Below are 21,331 nucleotides of genomic sequence, written 5' to 3' on the forward strand. Positions count from 1 at the left end.
CTGTGTGTTTGTGCTATGAAATTGTTCTGGTAATACGCAGGGTGTCAGTGGGGGATGTATGTCACAGCCAGTGGATAGAAAAACCTTTCTCAGTATTTTCTTTACGGTATTTCTGCCGATGTTTTTGGCCGCCGTGGATCAAACCCTACTCGCGACCGCGACGCCAACGATCGTACGTGACCTAGGCAATTTACAACTCTCCTCATGGATTGCGATCGGATACATGCTAGCCAGTGCCGCTAGTGTCCCCGTGTATGGTTGGTTAGGCGATCAGTATGGGCGCAAACCGATGTTGATGATTGCATTGAGTATTTTTGCCTTAGGTTCAGTGATTTGTGCGTTTGCGATCAATATGCCGTGGCTCGTCGCGGGGCGTATTGTACAAGGGCTAGGCAGCGGTGGATTGATGAGTTTGTCGCAAGCCCTGATTGGTGAATTGGTTCCTCCGCGTGAGCGTGCGAGGTTTCAAGGGTACTTTTCTTCTTTGTTTGCGGTGGCCAGCATTGGTGGCCCTGTACTTGGCGGGATGCTAGTAACTTACCTCTCTTGGCAGTGGCTGTTCTGGTTTAATTTGCCTTTAGTCGGTATTGCGTTATATCGCTTGGCGCGATTCAAGTTTGTGCAAAGTTCACGCAAATCAGAGGCATCGATTGATGTTGCAGGGCTGATCCTTTTTCCGAGTATGATGACACTCATCATTTATTGGCTGTCGGCGGGCGGGCATTATTTTCCATGGTTTTCTAACACCAGTGCGATACTGGTTGGCTTATTCGTGCTCACCTCTGTGCTGTTTATTAATCAGCAAAAGCGTGTTAAAGCCTCTTTTCTTCCGCTGCATTTATTAGCCCGCAGAGAAATTTATATTCCGCTACTGTCTACGTTTATTTTTGCTGCATGTCTGTTTGCATTGATCTTTTTTCTGCCCATTTTTTTGCAATTGGGACTCAAGGTTAATGCCGCGCAGTCGGGCTTGCTGTTAATCCCACTTTCATGCGGGATTATTGGTGGGGCCTATATCACCGGTAAAGTGATCGCTAAAACAGGCGTGCCGAAATTCTTACCCGTTTTTGGCATGAGCTTAAGCAGTTGTGCATTTGCGGCATTAGCCTTTTTTCCGTTATCGGCGCAGTGGGTCAGTGTGATTGCTGCCTTGTGCGGTCTAGGGCTAGGCACGGTGATGCCTTCAACTCAAGTGTTGATTCAAACGTTAGCGGGCAAGGCAAATTTAGGGCGGATTACCGCCATGGCTTCATTAAGCCGCTCTTTGGGGGCTTCGGTGGGTACCGCATTTTTTGGTACCTTGATCTACTCTTTACTACCGGGGCTCTCTCCACATAGTGGCCTGAAAGCGATTGCTGCTATGCCACAAAGTGAGGTGCTGCATGCCTTTCAAATTGGTTTTGCGGTTGCCGGACTGCTCGCGTTGCTGGGGGCGCTGAATGCGTTGCGAGCCCCTAAAATTCAGTTAGATGATTACGCCTTCGACTCTTGATATGACGAATGTATCTAACGGAATAATGATCGTTGGGTTTCGTACTCGATGAAACTTTTGTGTAAACGTTTAACTTGTGCTGATTGAGTCTGAAAATATCCTACAGCTTGGTTCTACGCTGTTATTGATGTTTAGACACCATCCACTTGATCTTATTGAATCTTCTCATTCGATTGTTTGAGCGGATTGCCCGGCCTTGTCATCACGTTGCTTTAAATAAAGATGGAAACGTTTACACTGTGCGATTAGCCTCACAGAATGTCAGTAGAGAAGATTGCTATGCTTTTGCTAAAGGCAACTGCGTTGCCAGCCTAACCTTTGAATATTGATGATCGTCTTCTCACCGGATTGCTGGAGAGAAACGGAGAGATCGCTATGTCTGAGCTTAAATTTAACCCCGTGGACCATCCACATCGTCGTTATAACCCTTTGACAGGGCAGTGGATCTTAGTATCACCGCATCGAGCAAAACGCCCTTGGAGCGGAGCGGATGAAAAACCTGCGTTAGCTGAGTTACCTAGCTACGATGCGCAGTGTTTTTTATGTCCATCTAATACTCGTATTTCTGGCGATGTGAACCCGAATTACTCAGGCACTTATGTGTTTAATAATGACTTTGCCGCACTGATGGTCGATTCGCCAGCCGCTCCTGAATCCGATAATCCGTTGTTCAAAACTCAAGGCGTGCGTGGTTTAAGCCGAGTGATCTGCTTTTCACCGGATCACAGCAAAACCTTGCCAGAGTTACCTTTAGATAAAATTCGCTGCGTGATTGAAACCTGGAATGAGCAAATCGAAGAATTGGGTAAAGAGTACGTTTGGGTTCAAGCCTTTGAGAATAAAGGAGAAGCGATGGGCTGTTCTCAACCCCATCCGCACGGGCAGATCTGGGCGAACAGTTTTTTACCTAATGAAATTGAACGCAAAGAGCAACATCTCAAGGCTTATTACCAAAACCATGGCAGCAACTTGCTGGTGGATTACGTGCAAGCGGAGCTAAAAGATGGCGAGCGAACTGTAGTGGAAACTGAACATTGGCTGGCAGTTGTACCCTATTGGGCGGCTTGGCCATTTGAAACGCTGCTGCTGCCGAAAACTCATATCCGTCGCATGAGTGAACTTAATGATGAACAGCGTGATGATCTCGCACTCGCGATCAAAAAACTGACCAGTCGCTACGACAATTTATTCCAATGTGCCTTCCCATATTCGATGGGGTGGCATTACGCACCCTTTTTTGAACCTGAGACCAACATAGAACACTGGCAACTGCATGCGTTGTTTTATCCACCTTTGCTGCGCAGCGCAACCATCCGTAAGTTCATGGTTGGCTATGAAATGTTGGCAGAAAGCCAGCGCGATTTAACCGCTGAGCAAGCGGCAGAGCGCCTGCGTGCAGTGAGCGATGTGCATTACAAAGAGCAGTAAAAACGATGCGACACTGTTGTGAGCGCAGTGCGGTTGTTCCAATTTAAAGTGAGAAGCCCTATGTCAGAATTAATCCAAAACGTTAACACGGCCTTTGAGCAAGTCTTTGGCTATTTTGCTACACATCGGGTACAAGCTCCGGGGCGAGTCAATTTGATCGGTGAACACACCGACTACAATGATGGCTTTGTACTGCCTTGTGCGATCAATTATCAGACGGTTGTTGCGGCTGCGAAACGTGAAGACTTTCTCGTGCGTTTGGTGGCGGTTGACTATGGTAATGACACTGACCAATTTGATCTTCGAGAAGAGATTACCTTTCAGCCTGAGAAAATGTGGGCGAACTACATTCGCGGTGTCGTGAAATGCTTGATTGAGCGCGGCTATGAGTTTCATGGCGCAGACATTGCGGTATCCGGAAATGTGCCACAGGGTGCTGGACTGAGTTCATCTGCTGCATTAGAAGTGGTGATTGGGCAAACGTTTAAAGAGTTGTATCAGTTAAAAATCAGCCAAGCTGAAATCGCACTCAATGGGCAGCAAGCCGAAAACCAATTTGTTGGCTGCAACTGCGGGATTATGGATCAAATGATCTCGGCGCAAGGCCAAGCTAACCATGCTTTGTTGTTGGATTGTCGCAGTTTGCAGACCGAAGCAGTTTCGATGCCAGAGCAGATGGCCGTTGTGATCATCAATTCCAATAAAAAGCGTGGCTTAGTGGATAGTGAATACAACACTCGCCGCCAACAATGCGAAGCGGGAGCCAAAGCATTCGGAGTCAAAGCATTACGTGATGTGACCCTGGCTCAATTTACCGCGAAGCAAGCGGAATTGGATCCATTGGTGGCAAAGCGAGCGCGTCATATCATCACAGAAAACGAGCGTACCTTACAGGCGGCGCAGGCTTTACGTGAAGGCAATATGCCTCGCTTAGCCGAGTTAATGGCGGCATCACATGCGTCGATGCGAGATGATTTTGAAATCACGGTTAAAGAGATTGATACGTTGGTGGAAATCGTGAAAGCCGTGATTGGGGAGCAAGGCGGGGTACGCATGACCGGCGGTGGCTTTGGTGGTTGCGTGGTGGCACTTGTGCATCCCACTCAAGTGGATGCCGTGAAACGCGCAGTGGAGCGCGAATATCAAGCGGCAACAGGCTTGAAAGAGTCAATTTATGTGTGTCACGCGACGTCGGGCGCAGGTCTGATTGAACACGTATAAGGCGATGAATGAACACATTATTTGACGGTATGACAAAGCAGCTGGCTTACGATGGTCAACCTGCCAACCTTGTTGAGTTGAGCAACCAAGCCGGAATGCGTGTCGTGCTGATGGATATTGGGGCGACATGGTTAAGCTGTAGATTGCCACTCGGTGAATCACCACGCGAGGTATTACTTGGCGTGAACAGCATGGCAGATTTTTTGCGTCAAGGCAGCTATTTGGGGGCGAGTGTTGGGCGCTATGCCAACCGCATTGCGCGCGGTGAATTCAGCATCAATGGCATAAGCTATGCGCTTTCCACGAATCAAGCTGGGAATACGTTACACGGCGGAGTCCAAGGTTTTGACCGTCGCCGCTGGCAAATCACGCAGCAAAGCGCACAGCATGTGACCTTTCAACTGCTTTCTGCTGACGGAGATCAAGGCTTTCCGGGTAACCTCCACGTTGCAGTGACCTACCGGTTGGATGAGCAAGGTGGGGTGAATATCGACTACCAAGCCACCACCGATCGTGCGACCGCCGTGAATCTGACCAATCACGCTTACTTTAATTTAGATGGCGCGGAGAGTGGCAAGCTCTGCCTTGAGCATCAACTTTGGATTGATGCGGCGCAGTATTTGCCCACGGATGCAGTTGGAATTCCCTGCGGTGGATTGCAATCGGTTGTGGGAACGGGTTTTGATTTTACGTCACCGAAGAAGGTGGGTGAACATCTGTTGCAAGAACCGCAGCAAGTGAATGCCAAAGGCTATGACCACAGTTACTTTTTTGCACCAGAGCGCGATGTGCGCCAGCCGATAGCAAAACTTTACTCTGCCGATGGAAAAGTACAATTGCAGGTAACAACGGATAAACCTGCAATGCAACTCTATACCGGCAATTGGCTAGCCGGAACACCAAATAGGCGTGGTTCTGAGTATGTCGATTATGCCGGTATAGCGCTAGAAACACAGTTTTTGCCCGATTCACCACACCATCCCGAATGGCCCCAGACCAGTTGTATTTTGCGGCCACAAGAGCACTACCATTACCGCACTTGCTACCAGTTTACCTACCAACTGGATGAATAACGGGTGTTTAGCAGGGAATGGAAAGGTCGTTGACTGAGCCGGATAATGGCTCAGTCGCGGCCACCACAGTATTGCGGCCAGCCTCTTTGGCTTGGTATAGGGCATTATCTGCCCGTGAAATGGCGGCAGGTAAACTTGCATCAATGTAACTAAAACCGATAGAAATACTGGTGCCATACAAGAGGTGATCTTCTTTCACTCGTTCACGCAAGCGATCGAGCGTCAGCCATGCTTCATGAGTGGATGGCGCTTGAAACAGCAACAAAAACTCTTCGCCTCCATAGCGGATCAATACATCGGTATCGCGAACGTTTTTTCGTAAGCAACGAGCTACCGCCTGCAAAATACGATCTCCGGTGATATGACCGTACTTGTCATTAATTTTTTTGAAGTGATCAATATCGATCATCGCGGCGACTGAATGAGGATGTTCAATCATTTTTGGGCTAATTTTGCTCAAAAAATGCCGATTATGGAGCCGAGTTAAATTGTCTAGATAGGCGTGTTTTTGAGCCGTCACTTTTTGTAGGTTTAGCCGAGTTAGTAGCCAAGCTAAGATGAGCAAAAAGGTTAAACATGCCGACATCACCCAGTAAATTAAGTTAAACAGACGCACTTTGTCGTTGAACACACTGATCAATTGATAATCACCGATACTCCAGCGCAAAAAGCTCATGTCTGTATTTTCAAAGTGCACCGTACCGTAATTATCTCGGTGGCGCAGAATCGTATAGTTGAGTAGAGGCTTATAGTGGGAAATCTTGTTATCTAAAAATTGAATGTTATTGCCACTGACGAGAACCAAGCTGATGCTTTTTTGTTGTACAGACCAGAATTGGGCGTGGTGAAACCATAACACGCGGATCTGTTTGCCGTTGGGCTTGAAGAACAGCGTGACATCTTCAGCAAAAGCGATTCTGACTTTGGGCTCTGCCAGCAGTTCGGCGGCGGATGACATCGATCTCACTGTATCAATGACGTTGGATGGGCAACGTTGGGGGGATCCATAACCAATGACACACACATTGCCTTGGTTTTGGGTAAAAAACTCTTGTAAGCGAGGGTGTAGCGAGGCTGAGTCGAACTGTTCTAGAATGGCACTTGCGTAATCAACGCGTGTTTTTTGTAACGCAACAGTGAGTTGCAATTGATCTCTTTCGTAGGCGTGGATCTTCTCTTCAAATAGCAGTTTAGGCGTATTAATCAATACGATGCTGACCACTATCATTCCGATAATGAGCAATTCACCTTTTATGGAGTGAAGCGCGTTTTTCCAACGATTAGCAGTTTCCATAAGCTGATAGTTCATCACATCCTGTGGTAAAGAGTTAGCTTGGGCTACAGACAGTAGGAATCAATGGCGCTTCGCCCAGAACTCGGGTAATGAAGTGCATCGGTTGCACCGAAAACGTTGCTGCTGTATTGACCTCTAGCTTACGGAGGGTATGAGCCGATAATCTATGGTGACGATAATCCAGTAACGGCGTAGGCTGGGGGCGTCCGAATAAGTAGCCTTGCACTAACTCAATGCCGAGATCGGCAATCACCAGCAATTCGGAGCGAGTTTCAACGCCTTCCGCAATCAATTGGCAACCTAATTGCTGGGAAAGTTGTACCAAACTGCGTACAAACTTGAGCTTGATGGGGTTGCTATCGATGTTGTGGATGAAATAGCGATCAATTTTGACAAAATCCGGTTGCAGTTCAGACCACAGTTTCAAACCTGAGTAACCCGAACCCATATCATCAATTGCGATCGAAAAACCTTGAGCTTGCAAGTGATGGATCGAACTTTTCAGTTCTTCTAATTGCAAAGCAGGAGTGCGTTCCGAGATCTCAAATACCACCTGATGGGGTGATAAATGGTGGCGCTGCATTAACTGTGGTAGTTCCCATTGATGGTGCTGTGAGTGCAGTAACATGTCGGGGCTGAGGTTGATAAAAAGTTGTGCATTGAGGCCAAACGTTGACCACGCTGCCGCCGCCTTGTGTACACAAATTTTCTCTAACTCGGGTAAGCGCTGGCACTGTTCAGCCGCTTCAAACAGAGAACCCGCCGTATGAAGAGGACTTTGTTGAGGGCCTCGACTGAGCGACTCGTACCCTATAGCACGCTCGCTCGCAAGGTGCACAATGGGTTGGAATAGCGGGGTAATGCGCTGTTTGCGCAAAATATCACTCAATTCATTTTGGTAGGGGGGGATGTGATTCATGGTTGTCCACTAGTACTTATGCATTAAACGGCTCAAACACTAGTCGGTTGTTGTGACATTTTTATTAATTAATGGCCGATTTTGTGCGGTAAAGGATCCAGTGTGTGCTTTTGTTGTTTTAAGTCAAAGTCCGTGATGCTGACTATATGAACACTCAGTAACGGAGATCTTGTGGCGATAAAAAGAGCGCCTCTCGGCGCTCTCAGAACTGGCTAGGGTTATTCATCACGGGGACAATGAGGTTAAACGATTTTAGGTTGCCCGTCGGAGGCGGTGGCACCGCCATCAACGGGAAGATTCACCCCATGGACAAACGAGGCATCATCACTGGCTAAAAAGGCGACGGCGGCGGCTATTTCTTTTGGTTCTGCGGCTCGGCCTAAAGCGATGCGTTCATTGAATTGATCGCGGATCGCTTGTGGCCAGCCGTTGGTCATATTGGTTTTCACCAAACTTGGACATACCGCGTTAATGCGTACACCTTGCGCACCGTGATCCAGTGCTAGAGCGCGAGTGAAATTGACTACCGCACCTTTAGTCGCGCAGTAGAAGGCTGCGCCCCAGTCGCCGCCTAAGCCGGACACGGACGCCGTATTCACCATGCAGCCGCGCGTTTTTATTAGCTCAGGTAATGCGTGCATTGCGCAGTAGACCACTCCATCTATATTAACCGAGGCGATGCGTCGCCAATCTTGCACGCTGCACTCCAACACTGTGCCCGGAATATGAATCCCTGCGTTGTTGACGAGAATATCTAGACGCCCGAAACGCTCGACCGTTTTACGTACTAAAGCTTGCACCTGTTCGGGATCCGAGACATCGACTTTTTGCGCGTAAACTCGCGCAGAATCAAACTGCTCAATCACAATGGCTAACTGCTCTTCATTCCAATCAGCCAGCGCTAAGGTTGCGCCTTCTTCATATAAACGTTCGGCAATCGCCAGTCCAATACCGTTAGCGGCACCTGTCACTAAGGCGACTTTATGGGTTAAACCTCTCATGCGAAAACTCCTTCTAGGGTTTGAAATACGGGATCTTGATTGGCTTCGGTGCGCGCTTGCATCAATTTGGGGTTATCCGAGTAATCGACTGGAATCGCGACGACGGCGGGGCCCTCGACTTCCATCGCTTGGCGCAGAGTAGGGAGCAACTGATCGGGTTGCGTGATGGCGTAGCCTCGAGCGCCAAAGGATTCGGCGTAGGCTTTAAAGTCGATAGGGCCGAATTTTACTCCAGCGGCGCGACGGTATTTCTGCACTTCCTGCATCTCGACCATGTTGTAAGCGTTATCGACCCAAATGATGTGTACGATATTGCATTTGAGGCGCACCGCGGTTTCGAGCTCCATGCTTGATTGCATAAAGCCGCCATCACCGGATACTGAAACGACTTTATGGCCGGGTTTGAGTAAGCTGGCCGCAATCGCCCAAGGTAGGGCAACGCCCATGGTCTGCTGTCCGTTAGATACCAGCATCTGCCGTGCACGAAAACAGCTCAGATAGCGCGCAATCCATATATGGAAACTCCCCATATCGAGACAGAGGGTGGTATCGGGTTTGATGAGCGCTTGCATGGTCTTAATCAAAGTTAGCGGATGAAATCCCGCATTTTGATAGCGCAAAGGGTAGGCTTTGATGGCGTGACGCTGCTGAGTCACTTCTTCCAAAATCGCTAATGCAGTCAGGGAGAGGCGAGTAAAACCGGGTAGTGGGCGGCAGAGTACCGCCAAATTACTGGCAATGTTACCGACAATTTGTAGGCATGGCTGGTAGTGGATTTGATACTGCGCAGGCTCAATATCGATATGAACGATAGGACAGCGCTGGCTATTCCATAGCTCAGGATCGTACTCGATCGGATTAAAACCGATGGTGATGATCAAATCGGCCTCTTTAAGCAGCACATCTCCGGGCTGATTATTGAATAAGCCGACTCGTCCGGCGAAATGGTGATAGTAGTTGATGTCTACTGCGCCAGCGGCTTGGTAGGTGCCCACGACCGGTAACTGGGTTTTATGTAAAAAAGCGCTGACCGCTTCAGCAGTGGCTTGGTGGCTGGCATGCAGTCCGAGTAATACGACGCAGCGCTGCGCTTTTTGAATCCGTTCTACGGCTTCCTGCAAACTGTCTGGGTCGGCTTCAGCCGTGGGCTGATAAGCACTGGGGATAATAATTTCGCTTGAGGTTTTATCGGCCAGCACATCTTGCGGTACGCTGATAAAACACGCGCCTTGGCGACCCGATTCGGCGAGACGAAATGCATTAGCCATGATTTCGCTGGTGGCATCGACATGTTGAATTTCGGCGCTGTATTTGGTGATAGAACGAAAAATACTCACCGTATCCATGCTCTGGTGGGTCTGCTTTTGTTGATAGTCACGTTTGACTGCGCCGCCAATAGCGATCATCGGATCGCCTTCAGAATTGGCTGTCGCGACGCCTGTTACAAGGTTGCCGCAGCCGGGGCCCGATGTGGCTAAGGTGACTCCCGCTCGACCTGAAAGACGCCCCATAATACCCGCCATAAAAGCGCCATTCGCTTCATGACGGACTGGGATCATTTGGATTTTGGTATCCTCAATCGCGTCGAAAAGACGGTCGATTTTGGCCCCCGGAATGCCGAAGACATAACGCACACCAATAGCTTCAAGCTGTTGGGCGATAAGTTGTGCTCCGCTGCGCAAGTGAATGTTGGATTGCATAAGTGATCCTTAGTTGCCTGACGTTACACCCTAAGTGAAAGTTGTTTTGCGATAGGTGGATGGCACTCCTGCACTGAGATAATCGCAACAGGAAAGCGCTTTCGTCGCCAATCACAAGCATTTCAGGTTGGGCGATTATTTTTCCGCTGCTTCGATGGCTGTACGGATGTTATTAGGGGTGAGGTTCGCCTCAAGAAAGTCACGAGACACCGGAGTGTCGACCACCAAACGCGAAACTCGCCCAATTTGTAAGAATCCAGAACGGATGATGTAATCTTGAATGTGTCCGCCACCCGTACGTTGCTGAGTAATAAAATGTTCGTGGTAGCCGGGCACGTTGATGCCTGTGGTGTATTGCGGGCTGCGAAATCCAGCAATCACGCCATGTTGCTGTTGAAAACGAAAAACGGGCTGCTGTTTAACCACCTCTAACATAGGTCGATAGGGCCGCTGTTGTTTAGGTACAGTACGGGTTTGCACACTCGGAAAGGTGCCATCAATGCGAATCGCACAAAATAGGTTGTCGCTCGGGACTAATCGGTCAATCAACTGATGCACTTGTTCACGAGTCATGCGCTCGGTAATGGGCAGCTCTATATCCGCTTTAAAAAAAGTAAAAACGGCGAAAGGCGTTTGCTGCTCAGGATGTGCGGGTTGGGCAGAACCATCAGCGCGCAGTTGAAAGACTTGCCGATCAAATGCGATCAATTCGCCATCCAGTTCATTAAACGTACCGAGACCAAAGTCCCCATGTTCTAAAAGTTGCGCTATGGTGGTTGCACCTTCATAAACCCCAGCGATTAAGGCGCTCATCAATGAGGTTTGATAAATCTCGCCTTCACCACTGATGTGTTGATAGTGGGCAAATTGCTGAGCAATCTCTTGTGAGCATGAACAGTGGGCAGAGAGTAAAGGGTTCATAAGTCAACTCTAATATGAATCTGTGTGTATATTTAGGTTGACTTCTTAGTGGCGCTAAATCCAATATAAATAAGATTTATTTTGATATAGAAAATATATGGGTGGTTGATGGAATTTCGTTACATGAAGTACTTTGCGGCCGTCGCAGAGGCAAAACATTTCACGCGTGCGGCGGAGCAACTTGGCATAGCCCAGCCACCTTTAAGTCAGCAAATCAAAAAGTTAGAAGAAGAGCTTGGCGTCAATCTTTTCAAACGATTATCACGAGGCGTTGAGTTGACGCCCGCCGGTGAGCTTTTTTATCAGGATGCGACCAGCATTCTCCAACAAGTTGAACGAGCCAAAGATCGAGTTAGACAAAGGGCAAGGGGAGAGCATCTTGAACTGCGTTTAGGCTTTGCTGCCTCAACCGCCAGCAGTTCTGTGGTATTAGAAAAAGTGCGCCAACTGCATGAAACGATTCCAGATCTACAATTGATCGCCGTAGAACATCCGATGCCAGAGTTGGCTAGAATGATCCAAGAAAAACAGTTGGATATCGCATTTATGCGTTTGCCTTGTTATGCCAGTGAAGCGCTACGGCGAAAGATATTATTTGATGACCCATTTGTGGCGGTGATCCCCGCCGTGCATACGTTAGCGGAAGTGGAAAAGATTCAGCTCATCCAGCTCAACCATGAAAATGTATTGATGTTTCCACGAGAGGTCGGCCCGGCCCTGTACGACAATATTGAAGCCGCATTCAGCGCAGCCGGAGTCAATATCGCGCGATCGTATGCTGCGCCACAGTTAAGAACGGCAATTACTATGGCGCAAGCTGGGTTTGGCATTGCGATAGTTCCTTTATCGCTCACAGATCATCTTGACCATTCGGTGGTGGTGAAGACGATTCAAGATATGCCGTTTGTCAGTCAGGTTGCTATCGTTTCCGATGCCGGACATCACCACCCCTTACTCAATCGCTGCATTGCGTGTATGGGGGAGTGAATTATCCAGTTCTCTCTCCCTCCCTCTCTACCGAGATTGTGGACAACCTGAGCTGGGCTGAGTGATGCGTTGCCAAGTGCCTTGGAGATATATCTCAATCCCTTGATCAGCAAAACGGGCCAGATAGAGCCATTCATGCTTAACCAAATGTTCAACCACGCGGTGTGAAGCCATCACTTGCTCAATCCGTTCGCGTGGCGCATCAATCACCACAGTGAGGCGTAAGGCTGCATGTCGCCACCCTTGGCCATCATGCAGCGATTGCAGGGCTAAGCCACAGCGCAGATCGCCTCCGTTGCCTTCAAAAAGGCCGATGTTTCCTCCCACCACATTATGCAAGGTTTTATTGCCACTGCCGAAGCGGCGATTATCGACGGTGGAGGCAAAATACTGCATGTTAATCCAGTGTGTGACCAACATCGGGGCCGTCATAATTTGTGTCAGTAATTGCCCTTCGGGATCTCGCTCCGGTTGGTATTCATGCAAAAACACTCGGCCATCGAGTTTCGCCTGCTTTGAACGTTGCCGCGGTGCAATGATAAAAGCGGCATTGTTGGTCAGACCCCACTCAGGGCGAGTTTGCGCCCAATCATGGGCTCGACGCAGAAACGCTTGCTCCAATTGCGGGGCAGATAGGGCGTTGTCCTTGCTTGGTAGCTCTTGGTGGTTGTGATTCAGTTCAAGACTTGGCGCGCGTTCTTTACGTGCGCCATGGCTGGCGGCCGTGAGCTGCTGATCAAGTTGTTCTAGCGCCTCGCGATGGCTTGTTGGGATCTCATGGCGATCAAAAAGCGTTATCGCTTCTGTTGTGGTGTTGTGTAGCGCCGCGATAAAGTGGACGTCATCGCGCAGCGAAATTCCATATTCAGGCAACGCTTGGCGCACCGCCTGATCATTTAGCAATGCTGCTAACGTGCGAGCGTTGACTTCGCCGCTTTGACCGCAGCAGGCTCCACAATCCAGCCCTGCACGCTGCGGATTATTTTGCGTCTGTGAGCCGTGCCCCACGAGTAGCACCAAGCGTGCTTGCTCGGTGGCGATCCCCAACGCTCTTAGAATGTTGGCCGCCATTTGAGCACGCAGCGTTAACGTCTGTGGATCGCGCGTGAATTGCGGTTTGACACTCTGCCACTCATGTTCCGTAAAGGCGAAACGCTCCACCGATGCGCTCGATACAGGGTAGGATAAGGTGCGTTTAAGGAGCTTGGTTAAATAAGCCAACCCCGTGGTTTCCACCAGAGTAAACGTGGAGGCGGGGAGGTGATGAAACGCGCGCCAGCTAAAGTGTCGCTTGAGTCGAGCACGGCGACGCAAGGCCAATTTCGCGTCTTGATCTTCATCCCCTGTGCTGTCAGAGACGGTCAAGCTCGGCGCTAATAAGCCCGGTAACTGTGGGCGGCTTGCTTCGGTGCCCAATAACTGATAGCGGATCGGTAAGCCAAAAAAGCCTGCGAAGCCAAGGGTTTGAATATGGGGTGATTGCGCTTCTAAGTGGCGGCGAATGACTTCTGAACGCACATCGATACAAAAAGCCGCTTGCACCTCGGGATAACTTGATTGGGGAGCCGACTCTTGTATTGATGTCAGCGCAGCAAAGAGCTGGCGCTGATAGGCGATTTCCGCACTGCGTTGCCACAGTAGCGCAATGCGTAGTGCGCGATCCTCCTCGCACGATTGGCGCGGTGCCCAAGATTGCTGCCATTGTAACCACACAGAGCCCATACCGCGCTCACCATCATCAAGTAAGTTCTCCCAGCAGAGACGAATCGCCAACAGATCGCGCAGGTGCTCATCGTGCCGACCCTCAAACCCTGCCAGCCATGCGAGATAAGCACACCAGGATGCCCAGCCACTGATGCGCATTAACACGGCTTGTAAATACGTTTCTTGTTGCGCAGGGGCAATAGCGAGTTGCGCTAGAGTTTGCTCGATGGCGGCCATAGCATCCTCGGGAAGCTTGGTGGCTTTTTGTTTTACGCTTGTCACTTTGAGCAGCAGCGTGATGCTGCGATCGTGGATCATCGCCTCACGCCAAGTGGCAAAGAGTCCGGTTTGCTGATCTGGGCTCCAATCGGCTTGATGATGGTCAAAATAGGCGGCGCAAAATTGCGAAATTTGATGGGTGATGGCGTCATTCCATGCGGGATGATGCTCAAGATCACGCCGGCTATCGACGGTGTCGCACAGCAATGGCCAAGGATGACTCGGCGCTGTGGGCTGTTGTAAAGCGGCAGTCAAGGTAGATTCGCTAAGGTCACTGTTTTGTTCAGCGATGGCTTGTTGCAAATCCGCTGATTGGATTTGCTTATTTTGCCAACGAAGGTGGTAATCATTGAGCGTCATGGTCATAGGGGAGGCGGCCAATTGTTTGAGCTCGGCGGCGGCTTGTGCAAAGGGCTTATCAATCCGTTTCCAATAAGGACTCACCGCAATCATGCGATCCAGCGGCCAGTTAGGAGCAATCAAGGCGCAGACTTGTTCGACAAATGTCGATAATGCTGGGTTAGCGGTGGTGCTTAAAGCTGAGAGTGAACTTGGCGCATTCATACGCGTTCTCCTGTCGTCGGTTGCGCTTGAGTTGATGAATGAGTTGATGAAAGAGTGGTAGGCAGAGTCAATTGCACGGGCCAATATTTGAAGGTCAGGCGCGTAAAAGTCTCATCAAGATAAAAACCATGGTAAACCCAAGGATAGAGCCACAGTGATAAACGGCTTTTGGGGTAGAGGCAGAGCAGCACTTGCATCAGATACAAAGTGATAAAACAGAACATCACAAAGCTCAGCGCGAGTGGGCTAGCGGGGCGCAGCTCGGGTGCTAAACCCGCAAACAGCAGGTGCCATACGAAATAGAGTTGGGTGAGTAGGGCAACCCGTAGCACACCGAGGCTCAAGCGACTTGGTGTAAAACGTCCACTTTGCCAAAGTAGCGGAGCAAAACCTAAGGCGAGAATCGCGACCACCGCATTGGGTAGATGCAAATTGGGTGTTAAGGATTGCCATAAATGGTGCAGTATCAGGATAAGCGCTGCGCTGAGCCCTACCGCGAGCAAAGCTCCCACGGCTTTACCATTGACACTTTGTGGGGCTTGAAAATCATGCAGACGTGCTCGCTCCACCGCTTCGCCAGAACTTAGGAAGGCATAAGCTTTATAAAGTGAATGTGCCATCAAATGGAGCAGGGCGAGCTCATATAAGCCTAAGCCGATTTCCATCAGCATAAAGCCCATTTGCGCGCACGTTGACCAAGCCAAACGAACTTTAATGCTGATCCGAGTCAGCATGACCATGCCAGCGAGCACCGCAGTGAGGCTACCGACGATCACCAGCAACCATTGCGCCGAAGGAACAAGCCCAATCAGTTCTGCGACGCGCAGCAGAACGAATCCCCCCATGTTAACCACACCCGCATGCAATAATGCCGAGACTGGCGTTGGCGCTTCCATCACCTGAATCAGCCAGCCGTGCAGAGGTAACTGAGCGGTTTTTAAGATAGCAGCGAAGGCGAGCAACAACGCAGCCCCAGTTAAGCTAAGTGGCAGCGAATCCTGCGCGTTTAACGCGAAGTGAATCTCTTGTAGCGACAAGCTACCGACATCGAGATAGATCATACCGAGCGCTAACAACAAACAGATTTCGGCAAAACGGCTGACTAAGAATTTTTTGTGTGCCACCACGCGTGCGGCTTTGCGCTCTGGGTAAAAGGTCAGGAGACGATGTAGGCCAACGCTGGTTCCGCTCCACGCCAGCACGATCACAAGCAGATGCTGACTGGTGACCAACAAGGCTACGCAGCTTAGGGTAAACAGCGTAGCGGTGACAAAACGCGCTTGCTGCGCTTCGCCTTGCAGATAACGATGGGCGAAGCGGGTTATCACCCAGCCTAGGAGCGAGACGAGTAGCGCCATCACGACGCCTAATCCATCGACAGGGACTAGGTTTATGCTCGCTTGCCCTATCGCAAAAAGGGTATTTCCAAGCATGGCGATGAAGCCGGCGAGAGTGGCGAACTTGGCGATACGCCACTGCTGTTGAGGTAACCATAAGCTCAATACAAGGCCACCAAGATACAAACTAACAAGGAGCCACTGGGGTGACAGTTCCGACATGGGTCGGCCTCCTGATTGAAAAATAAGATGTTATCGGTGGCGCTATTGTGGTTGCGAAGGAATGAGTAAGTAAAATATATTGTTATTAACAAAACGTTCTATAAAAGAGAACAAAGCGATGCGACATCTGAATTTTCACCATTTACATTACTTCTGGACTGTGGCTAAAGAGGGGCATCTCACTCGTGCTGCGCAGCAACTCAATGTGTCACAATCGGCGCTTTCTTCACAAATTCGTCAGTTAGAAGGTCAATTGGGGCATGATCTGTTTGTGCGCCAAGGGCGCAGTTTGCAGCTCACCGAAGTTGGACATTTGGTTCTGGAATATGCCGAAAGCATATTTAACTTGAGCGGCGAGCTGCTTTCGATCATGGAGAGCGGTGAATTACAACGAGTACAGCAATTAAGGGTTGGCTCGGTGGCGACCTTATCGCGAAACTTTCAGGAAAACTTTTTACGCCCTGTGCTCGGTAAATCGGATGTGCGGCTTATCTTGTCTTCCTCTACTTTGGAAGATCTTCTAGGTCAGTTACAAATGCATAAGCTCGACCTGATCCTTTCCAATCGTCCGGTACCGAGTGATTCAACGCAGCCTTGGCGTTGTAAGCGCATTGCACAGCAAAGTGTCTGCCTTGTCGGACCGCCGAGCGACACTTTGCGCCGTTATAAATTTCCGCAGGATTTACCTGAAGTGAAAACCTTGGTGCCGGGGGCAAGCAGTGAAATTCGGCTGCAATTTGATCTGTATTGTGAACAGTTAGGGTTAGCGGTAACGCCCTACGCGGAAGTCGATGATATGGCGATGTTACGTCTATTGGCGCGCGATGTGGAAGGTGTCACTGTGGTGCCTGAGGTCGTGGTACAAGATGAAATTGAAACAGGACGGCTGTGCAATTACGGAACACTGGACGCGGTGACCGAAAGCTTTTACGCGATCACCACGAAACGCCATTTTGATATGTCTATTGTCAATCGGTTGCTCGACAACTAGTTGCGATTATGGGTTGTAGACTTTCGCGCCATAGAAAGGAGGGCGCGCGCGGTAGCTGACAATGCCATACAATTCTGCGACAGATTTGTTACAGAGAGAGGGTTATGGTGTCGTGCATAACCAATTTATCAATAAAATGGCGATGTACTGCGAGACAACACACTCTATTTTGGCGGCCATTCAGGCTAACCGACATGCCCCTGCATTATGGGTGAAACAGAAAACCTACACCTATCAAGAGATGACCGATATGGCACTCTCATTGAGTGACTATTGGCATTTACAGGGCGTGCAGCGAGTTGCGATCCTTTCGGTGCGCGATCTCGCGGCTTATTCTGCGATTTGGGCGAGCTATTTGGGCGGTATGACTTATATTCCGCTCAATGCGCGAGCAACAACAGAACAGATCCAAGAGACGCTGATCGCGACACAATGTGATTCCATCATGGTAGACGCGCAGCAATTGAGTCGTTTGTCCTCCTTACTTGAGACTTGCATTGACCGATTACACATTTATGCGCTGCCTGATGTGGATATGGAACCCTTACGTCAGCAATATCCTCAGCACACTTTTTACACAGTGCAAATAACCGAACAAGATGTGGAATTACTGGTAGCGAAATACCATTTAGACAATGAACATGAGTACGCTTATATCATGCAAACCTCAGGTTCTACTGGTAAGCCCAAACGTATTGCGGTCAGTTACAGTAATTTGCATAGCTATATCAGCCAAATTGACAAACTATTTCCACTCAATGCGCAAGATCGAGTGGGACAATATTCTGATTTGACTTTTGATCTTTCAGTACATGATATTTTTTACAGTTTGATCTCTGGTGCTTGTTTATATGTTGTGCCTGAATTAGCGAAATTAAGTCCAGTGGAATTTATTCATCACCATCAATTAACGGTATGGCTTTCTGTGCCTACTGTTATTGAGTTGGCCCTACAAAGACAAACCTTAACGCCACACAGTTTACCTTCTCTGCGACTGAGTTTTTTCTGCGGACAAGCCTTGCTGCATGATTTAGCCGAACAATGGCAACAGGCCACCCAGCAGCCGGTGATCAATCTGTATGGTCCAACAGAGTGCACGATTGCCATTACCTATCATCGATTTGTCGCCCATTCAGGTATGGCATCGGTGCCGATTGGTCGTGCTTTTGAAGAGGAGTGTTTAGCCATCATCAACGAACAAGGCGAGTTGATGCGCTTTGAATCTGCCCCCGAGGGGTATCGCGGAGAATTACTTCTGTCGGGCAAACAGTTAGTCAATGGTTATCTGAATGATCCGCTGAATACGCAAAGTGCCTTTTTCCAGCACGAAGGGCGTATTTGGTATCGTTCAGGTGACATTGTCACTAAATCAAATGGCGTGCTGATTCATCTTGGGCGCCGCGATCACCAAGTGAAAATTGCCGGACAACGGGTGGAATTAGAAGAGATTGAAACCGTTGTTCGCCGCGTGACTCAAGCGCACAGCGTGGCGATTGTACCTTGGCCTTTAAGTGAGTCGGGCTATGCCAGCGGCACGGTGGCGTTTGTGGATACCCATACCCAATGGCTACCAGATCTGTGGTTGAGCCAATGCAAACAACAATTAAATCCGACTTTTGTGCCTAAGCGTTGGTATGCCATTGAACAATTACCAAGAAATGCCAATGGCAAAACCGATATTAAAGCTTTACAACAACAATTAGCGAGTCAGACATATGAAACAAGCCATTGAAAATATTCTTATTGAGCGATTACAAACCAGTATTGAGGGTATTTCATCGATACTCACCAATAAATTTTTCGATGAGTTTGATTCCTTCTCTTTCATCGATATTGTCGCCAAAGTAGAAAGCCAGTTTTCGGCACAAATTAATCTATTTGATATGCCATTAACCATGGAATCGTCAACCAATGAAGTCATTGATTGGTTAGTGAGCGAAGTAGGGGAATAACGTGCGTATTTTTTGGTTAAAAGCGTTAACCTCAGGCTTATTTTATTTACCACTGTCGATAAAAAATGGTTTATGCCGCCTCGTGGCTAAGCCGATAAGTCGGAAAAAAATGGCAGCGGCTTTAACACAACTTAATTACGCGTTACCTGATTTGAATGAGATAAAAAAGCAGGCCATTGTTGAGCAATCCACGCGCTTATCATTGAAGAATTTACTCGGGTTTTGCCATCTTAAGCGTTGCCAATATCAAGTTGAACAGCCTGACTTGGTTCAAGAGATCCTAGATAACCAAGGCGGCGGTATTATCGTTTGTCCCCATATGGGCGTTTACGATGGGGTGACTTGGTGGCTTAACCAGCAAGGTAAAAAAGCCGTCACCATTTTTGGGGCGGGCAGCTCAGGCGATCGTCCAGATGAAAATGCCATGATCTCCCAAGCCGCGAAATTAGCCGGAGTTCCCTATCTGCTACGCAAGCAAAACTTGATGTTGGAGTTAGCACAGCGGATCAAACAAGGTGAATGGGTGGTGTTACATACGGATATGCGCACTGAAGGTGTGCCTGTTCGTTGGTTTGGGCAAGCCACACAATTGTCGGCAACGCCCTTTTTCCTTGCGCATAAACTCGCATGCCCGATCTATTTTCATTATGCGCTCAGTGAGGGGATGACGCAGAGACTGCATTTCTCGCGCTTTGCCTTGCACCAAACCGATGATTTAGGTCGCAACATTGCGCAGGATGCGCAGCAGTTAGCCGACATGATGCAGCAAGCGATCACCGCGCATCCCGAGCAGTGGATCTGGCTTTATCGGCGTTTTAAGTAGAGCAAGACGCTGTGTCTAAGAAGCCGACGTGGATGATTGAGCACCACGCGCGATTCGCTGATTCGTCACACAAACAGCCTCGATAATCCCTTGACCTCATTAGGGGAATGCTTCATAAAGCACCCCTGATACGCGATTTATCGAGGCTCTTAATATGTCCGTCCCAACTCAAATTACCTTTTTTGAATTTTTGACCCCCTTGGTGGCCTCTGGCCAGAAGACCATCACCATCCGTGATAAATCGGAGAGCCATTACGTGCCCGGCACTCGCGTTGAAGTGTTCACATTAGAAACCCAGCGTAAAGTGTGTGAGATAGATATTCTGGCGGTTGAACCGCTCAAGTTTGATGAGATCAACGAGTTTCACGCTGAGCAAGAAGCGATAGAATTACCCAAACTCAAGGCGTTAATCCAAGAGATTTACCCCAATATCGATGAGCTGTATGTCATTACTTATCAACTAGCGAAGTAATCGAGCGCAAGAATCATGGTGAAATAAGCATGTCGAATACACACCAAGGCTTAAAAGCGGTCGCGATTTTAGAGTCGACCAAAGGGATTGTGTCGCTACTGTTGGGGTTAGGGCTGCACCATGTTGCTGGCGATAGCCTACAGCAATTGTTGCTAGATCTGTTACAGCACTTGCACCTTAATCCTGCCAGTTATTGGTCAGAGAAATTACTCCATCAAGCGGGGCTTCTCACCCATTTCAATTTGAACTGGGTGGCCGCAGGCGCGCTAGTGTATGGTGCGATCCGTTTGATTGAAGCTTATGGTCTTTGGCACAACTTATTGTGGACGGAGTGGTTTGCACTGCTCAGCGGAGCCATCTATCTGCCATTTGAAGTGTATGAGTTGTCTACCCATCCTGGTGTATTCAGTATGGCGGCTCTGCTGATTAACCTAGTTATTGTGCTTTATATGTATCGGATTATCCGCAGTAAAGTGCCGCAAAGGTAAGATGCAAACGGCATGGTGCTCCTATAGACTAGCGGCGCCGTAGTTTGAGAGGGTTATCCAAAGAGGACAGAGTAAAAATGAATCCGATTGTGGTCAGTGTCGGTCTGCTGATTTGCAGCAATGTGTTTATGACTTTTGCTTGGTACGCGCATCTTAAAGAGCTGAATAACAAACCGTGGATTATTGCGGCGTTGGTGAGCTGGGGCATTGCGCTGTTTGAATACTTACTGCAAGTACCCGCCAATCGAATTGGTTATACCGCGCTAAATGTTGGGCAACTTAAAATTTTGCAAGAAGTGATCACCTTAATGGTGTTTGTGCCTTTCTCAGTCTTTTATCTGCGTGAACCATTAAAGCTCGATTATTTGTGGGCTGGGCTTTGTCTGGTTGGGGCGGTCTATTTCGCCTTTCGCAGCAAGTTTGCTTAACCTTGATCTAGGCTCCTTATCGATCGTTTAGCGGC

19 protein-coding genes are annotated in these 21,331 nt (G+C 49.0%); 12 read left to right on the top strand and 7 right to left on the bottom strand.

Features of this window, described 5'->3' with window-relative positions; all coding sequences use genetic code 11:
• The first annotated feature begins 58 nt into the window (after window positions 1-58).
• From EPB59_RS05320 to galM, 4 genes are all read left to right on the top strand, one after another.
• Window positions 59-1,492 (top strand): MDR family MFS transporter, encoded by a 1,434-nt coding sequence (locus EPB59_RS05320; RefSeq protein WP_055050833.1) that lies wholly within the window; start codon window positions 59-61, stop codon window positions 1,490-1,492.
• 375 nt (window positions 1,493-1,867) lie between these two features.
• Window positions 1,868-2,920 carry a UDP-glucose--hexose-1-phosphate uridylyltransferase gene (locus EPB59_RS05325; protein WP_154171755.1) on the top strand — a complete coding sequence of 351 codons (1,053 nt, stop codon included), beginning with the start codon at window positions 1,868-1,870 and terminating at the stop codon, window positions 2,918-2,920.
• A 60-nt stretch (window positions 2,921-2,980) separates the two neighbouring features.
• The gene (gene galK / locus EPB59_RS05330; protein WP_001292296.1) at window positions 2,981-4,141 is read left to right on the top strand and encodes a galactokinase; all 1,161 of its coding nucleotides are present in this window, start codon (window positions 2,981-2,983) and stop codon (window positions 4,139-4,141) included.
• An 8-nt stretch (window positions 4,142-4,149) separates the two neighbouring features.
• Window positions 4,150-5,214 (top strand): galactose-1-epimerase, encoded by a 1,065-nt coding sequence (gene galM / locus EPB59_RS05335; RefSeq protein ID WP_195707064.1) that lies wholly within the window; start codon window positions 4,150-4,152, stop codon window positions 5,212-5,214.
• 7 nt (window positions 5,215-5,221) lie between these two features.
• Here the strand turns inward: galM and EPB59_RS05340 are convergent, their stop codons facing one another.
• The 5 genes from EPB59_RS05340 to budA all read right to left on the bottom strand — a co-directional run bounded on the left by EPB59_RS05340 (window position 5,222) and on the right by budA (window position 11,049).
• Entirely contained in the window at window positions 5,222-6,442 is a 1,221-nt protein-coding gene (locus tag EPB59_RS05340) for a GGDEF domain-containing protein (protein WP_154173185.1), read from the bottom strand.
• A 100-nt stretch (window positions 6,443-6,542) separates the two neighbouring features.
• Entirely contained in the window at window positions 6,543-7,427 is an 885-nt protein-coding gene (locus tag EPB59_RS05345) for an EAL domain-containing protein (RefSeq protein ID WP_154171756.1), read from the bottom strand.
• A 242-nt stretch (window positions 7,428-7,669) separates the two neighbouring features.
• On the bottom strand, window positions 7,670-8,428 hold the full coding sequence (locus EPB59_RS05350) for an SDR family NAD(P)-dependent oxidoreductase (protein WP_154171757.1): 759 nt from the start codon (window positions 8,426-8,428) through the stop codon (window positions 7,670-7,672).
• Complete coding sequence (gene alsS / locus EPB59_RS05355; RefSeq protein WP_154171758.1) at window positions 8,425-10,128, bottom strand: acetolactate synthase AlsS; 1,704 nt, start codon at window positions 10,126-10,128, stop codon at window positions 8,425-8,427. The genes EPB59_RS05350 and alsS overlap by 4 nt, the downstream gene beginning before the upstream one ends.
• Before the next feature lie 135 nt (window positions 10,129-10,263).
• Entirely contained in the window at window positions 10,264-11,049 is a 786-nt protein-coding gene (gene budA, locus EPB59_RS05360) for an acetolactate decarboxylase (protein ID WP_001068896.1), read from the bottom strand.
• Window positions 11,050-11,157: 108 nt separating this feature from the next.
• Between budA and EPB59_RS05365 the strand changes: the two genes are divergently transcribed.
• Window positions 11,158-12,036 (top strand): LysR family transcriptional regulator, encoded by an 879-nt coding sequence (locus EPB59_RS05365; RefSeq protein WP_000395771.1) that lies wholly within the window; start codon window positions 11,158-11,160, stop codon window positions 12,034-12,036.
• 27 nt (window positions 12,037-12,063) lie between these two features.
• On the opposite strand, the gene EPB59_RS05370 is transcribed toward EPB59_RS05365, so the two are convergent.
• Together EPB59_RS05370 and EPB59_RS05375 are read right to left on the bottom strand one after the other, a co-directional pair.
• Complete coding sequence (locus EPB59_RS05370; protein WP_195707065.1) at window positions 12,064-14,583, bottom strand: YbcC family protein; 2,520 nt, start codon at window positions 14,581-14,583, stop codon at window positions 12,064-12,066.
• Window positions 14,580-16,142 carry an NADH-quinone oxidoreductase subunit L gene (locus EPB59_RS05375; protein WP_154171760.1) on the bottom strand — a complete coding sequence of 521 codons (1,563 nt, stop codon included), beginning with the start codon at window positions 16,140-16,142 and terminating at the stop codon, window positions 14,580-14,582. Before EPB59_RS05375 ends, EPB59_RS05370 begins: the two co-directional genes overlap by 4 nt.
• Before the next feature lie 118 nt (window positions 16,143-16,260).
• On the opposite strand from EPB59_RS05375, the gene EPB59_RS05380 reads away from it, so the two are divergent.
• From EPB59_RS05380 to EPB59_RS05410, 7 genes are all read left to right on the top strand, one after another.
• The gene (locus EPB59_RS05380; RefSeq protein WP_195707066.1) at window positions 16,261-17,133 is read left to right on the top strand and encodes a LysR family transcriptional regulator; all 873 of its coding nucleotides are present in this window, start codon (window positions 16,261-16,263) and stop codon (window positions 17,131-17,133) included.
• A gap of 61 nt (window positions 17,134-17,194) precedes the next feature.
• Window positions 17,195-18,865 carry a lipid A modification system glycine--protein ligase AlmE gene (gene almE, locus EPB59_RS05385; RefSeq protein ID WP_154171762.1) on the top strand — a complete coding sequence of 557 codons (1,671 nt, stop codon included), beginning with the start codon at window positions 17,195-17,197 and terminating at the stop codon, window positions 18,863-18,865.
• A complete protein-coding gene (almF, locus tag EPB59_RS05390) occupies window positions 18,849-19,085 on the top strand; it encodes a lipid A modification system glycine carrier protein AlmF (RefSeq protein WP_154171763.1) in 237 nt (78 codons plus the stop codon). The genes almE and almF overlap by 17 nt, the downstream gene beginning before the upstream one ends.
• A 1-nt stretch (window position 19,086) precedes the next feature.
• Complete coding sequence (gene almG, locus EPB59_RS05395; RefSeq protein WP_154171764.1) at window positions 19,087-19,908, top strand: glycine--lipid A transferase AlmG; 822 nt, start codon at window positions 19,087-19,089, stop codon at window positions 19,906-19,908.
• A gap of 154 nt (window positions 19,909-20,062) precedes the next feature.
• A complete protein-coding gene (yqfB, locus tag EPB59_RS05400; protein ID WP_000115899.1) occupies window positions 20,063-20,380 on the top strand; it encodes a N(4)-acetylcytidine aminohydrolase in 318 nt (105 codons plus the stop codon).
• A 29-nt stretch (window positions 20,381-20,409) separates the two neighbouring features.
• Window positions 20,410-20,868, top strand: a complete 459-nt coding sequence (locus EPB59_RS05405) for a DUF2127 domain-containing protein (RefSeq protein ID WP_154171765.1) — start codon at window positions 20,410-20,412, stop codon at window positions 20,866-20,868.
• Window positions 20,869-20,945: 77 nt separating this feature from the next.
• Complete coding sequence (locus EPB59_RS05410; RefSeq protein WP_001068360.1) at window positions 20,946-21,296, top strand: DMT family protein; 351 nt, start codon at window positions 20,946-20,948, stop codon at window positions 21,294-21,296.
• Window positions 21,297-21,331: the final 35 nt, after the last annotated feature.

Source organism: Vibrio metoecus, assembly GCF_009665255.1.
GTDB classification, from domain to species: Bacteria; Pseudomonadota; Gammaproteobacteria; order Enterobacterales; family Vibrionaceae; genus Vibrio; species Vibrio metoecus_B.

Excerpts from the sequence above, each read along its gene's own strand:
- alsS (WP_154171758.1), bottom strand. The coding sequence starts at position 10,128 with ATGCAATCCAACATTCACTTGCGCAGCGGAGCACAACTTATCGCCCAA.
- EPB59_RS05340 (WP_154173185.1), bottom strand. The coding sequence starts at position 6,442 with ATGATAGTGGTCAGCATCGTATTGATTAATACGCCTAAACTGCTATTT.
- EPB59_RS05370 (WP_195707065.1), bottom strand. The coding sequence starts at position 14,583 with ATGAATGCGCCAAGTTCACTCTCAGCTTTAAGCACCACCGCTAACCCA.
- EPB59_RS05320 (WP_055050833.1), top strand. The coding sequence starts at position 59 with ATGTCACAGCCAGTGGATAGAAAAACCTTTCTCAGTATTTTCTTTACG.
- budA (WP_001068896.1), bottom strand. The coding sequence starts at position 11,049 with ATGAACCCTTTACTCTCTGCCCACTGTTCATGCTCACAAGAGATTGCT.
- EPB59_RS05325 (WP_154171755.1), top strand. The coding sequence starts at position 1,868 with ATGTCTGAGCTTAAATTTAACCCCGTGGACCATCCACATCGTCGTTAT.
- EPB59_RS05350 (WP_154171757.1), bottom strand. The coding sequence starts at position 8,428 with ATGAGAGGTTTAACCCATAAAGTCGCCTTAGTGACAGGTGCCGCTAAC.
- almE (WP_154171762.1), top strand. The coding sequence starts at position 17,195 with ATGCCATACAATTCTGCGACAGATTTGTTACAGAGAGAGGGTTATGGT.
- galM (WP_195707064.1), top strand. The coding sequence starts at position 4,150 with ATGAACACATTATTTGACGGTATGACAAAGCAGCTGGCTTACGATGGT.
- EPB59_RS05405 (WP_154171765.1), top strand. The coding sequence starts at position 20,410 with ATGTCGAATACACACCAAGGCTTAAAAGCGGTCGCGATTTTAGAGTCG.
- galK (WP_001292296.1), top strand. The coding sequence starts at position 2,981 with ATGTCAGAATTAATCCAAAACGTTAACACGGCCTTTGAGCAAGTCTTT.
- EPB59_RS05410 (WP_001068360.1), top strand. The coding sequence starts at position 20,946 with ATGAATCCGATTGTGGTCAGTGTCGGTCTGCTGATTTGCAGCAATGTG.
- EPB59_RS05380 (WP_195707066.1), top strand. The coding sequence starts at position 16,261 with ATGCGACATCTGAATTTTCACCATTTACATTACTTCTGGACTGTGGCT.
- yqfB (WP_000115899.1), top strand. The coding sequence starts at position 20,063 with ATGTCCGTCCCAACTCAAATTACCTTTTTTGAATTTTTGACCCCCTTG.
- EPB59_RS05345 (WP_154171756.1), bottom strand. The coding sequence starts at position 7,427 with ATGAATCACATCCCCCCCTACCAAAATGAATTGAGTGATATTTTGCGC.
- almF (WP_154171763.1), top strand. The coding sequence starts at position 18,849 with ATGAAACAAGCCATTGAAAATATTCTTATTGAGCGATTACAAACCAGT.
- EPB59_RS05375 (WP_154171760.1), bottom strand. The coding sequence starts at position 16,142 with ATGTCGGAACTGTCACCCCAGTGGCTCCTTGTTAGTTTGTATCTTGGT.
- EPB59_RS05365 (WP_000395771.1), top strand. The coding sequence starts at position 11,158 with ATGGAATTTCGTTACATGAAGTACTTTGCGGCCGTCGCAGAGGCAAAA.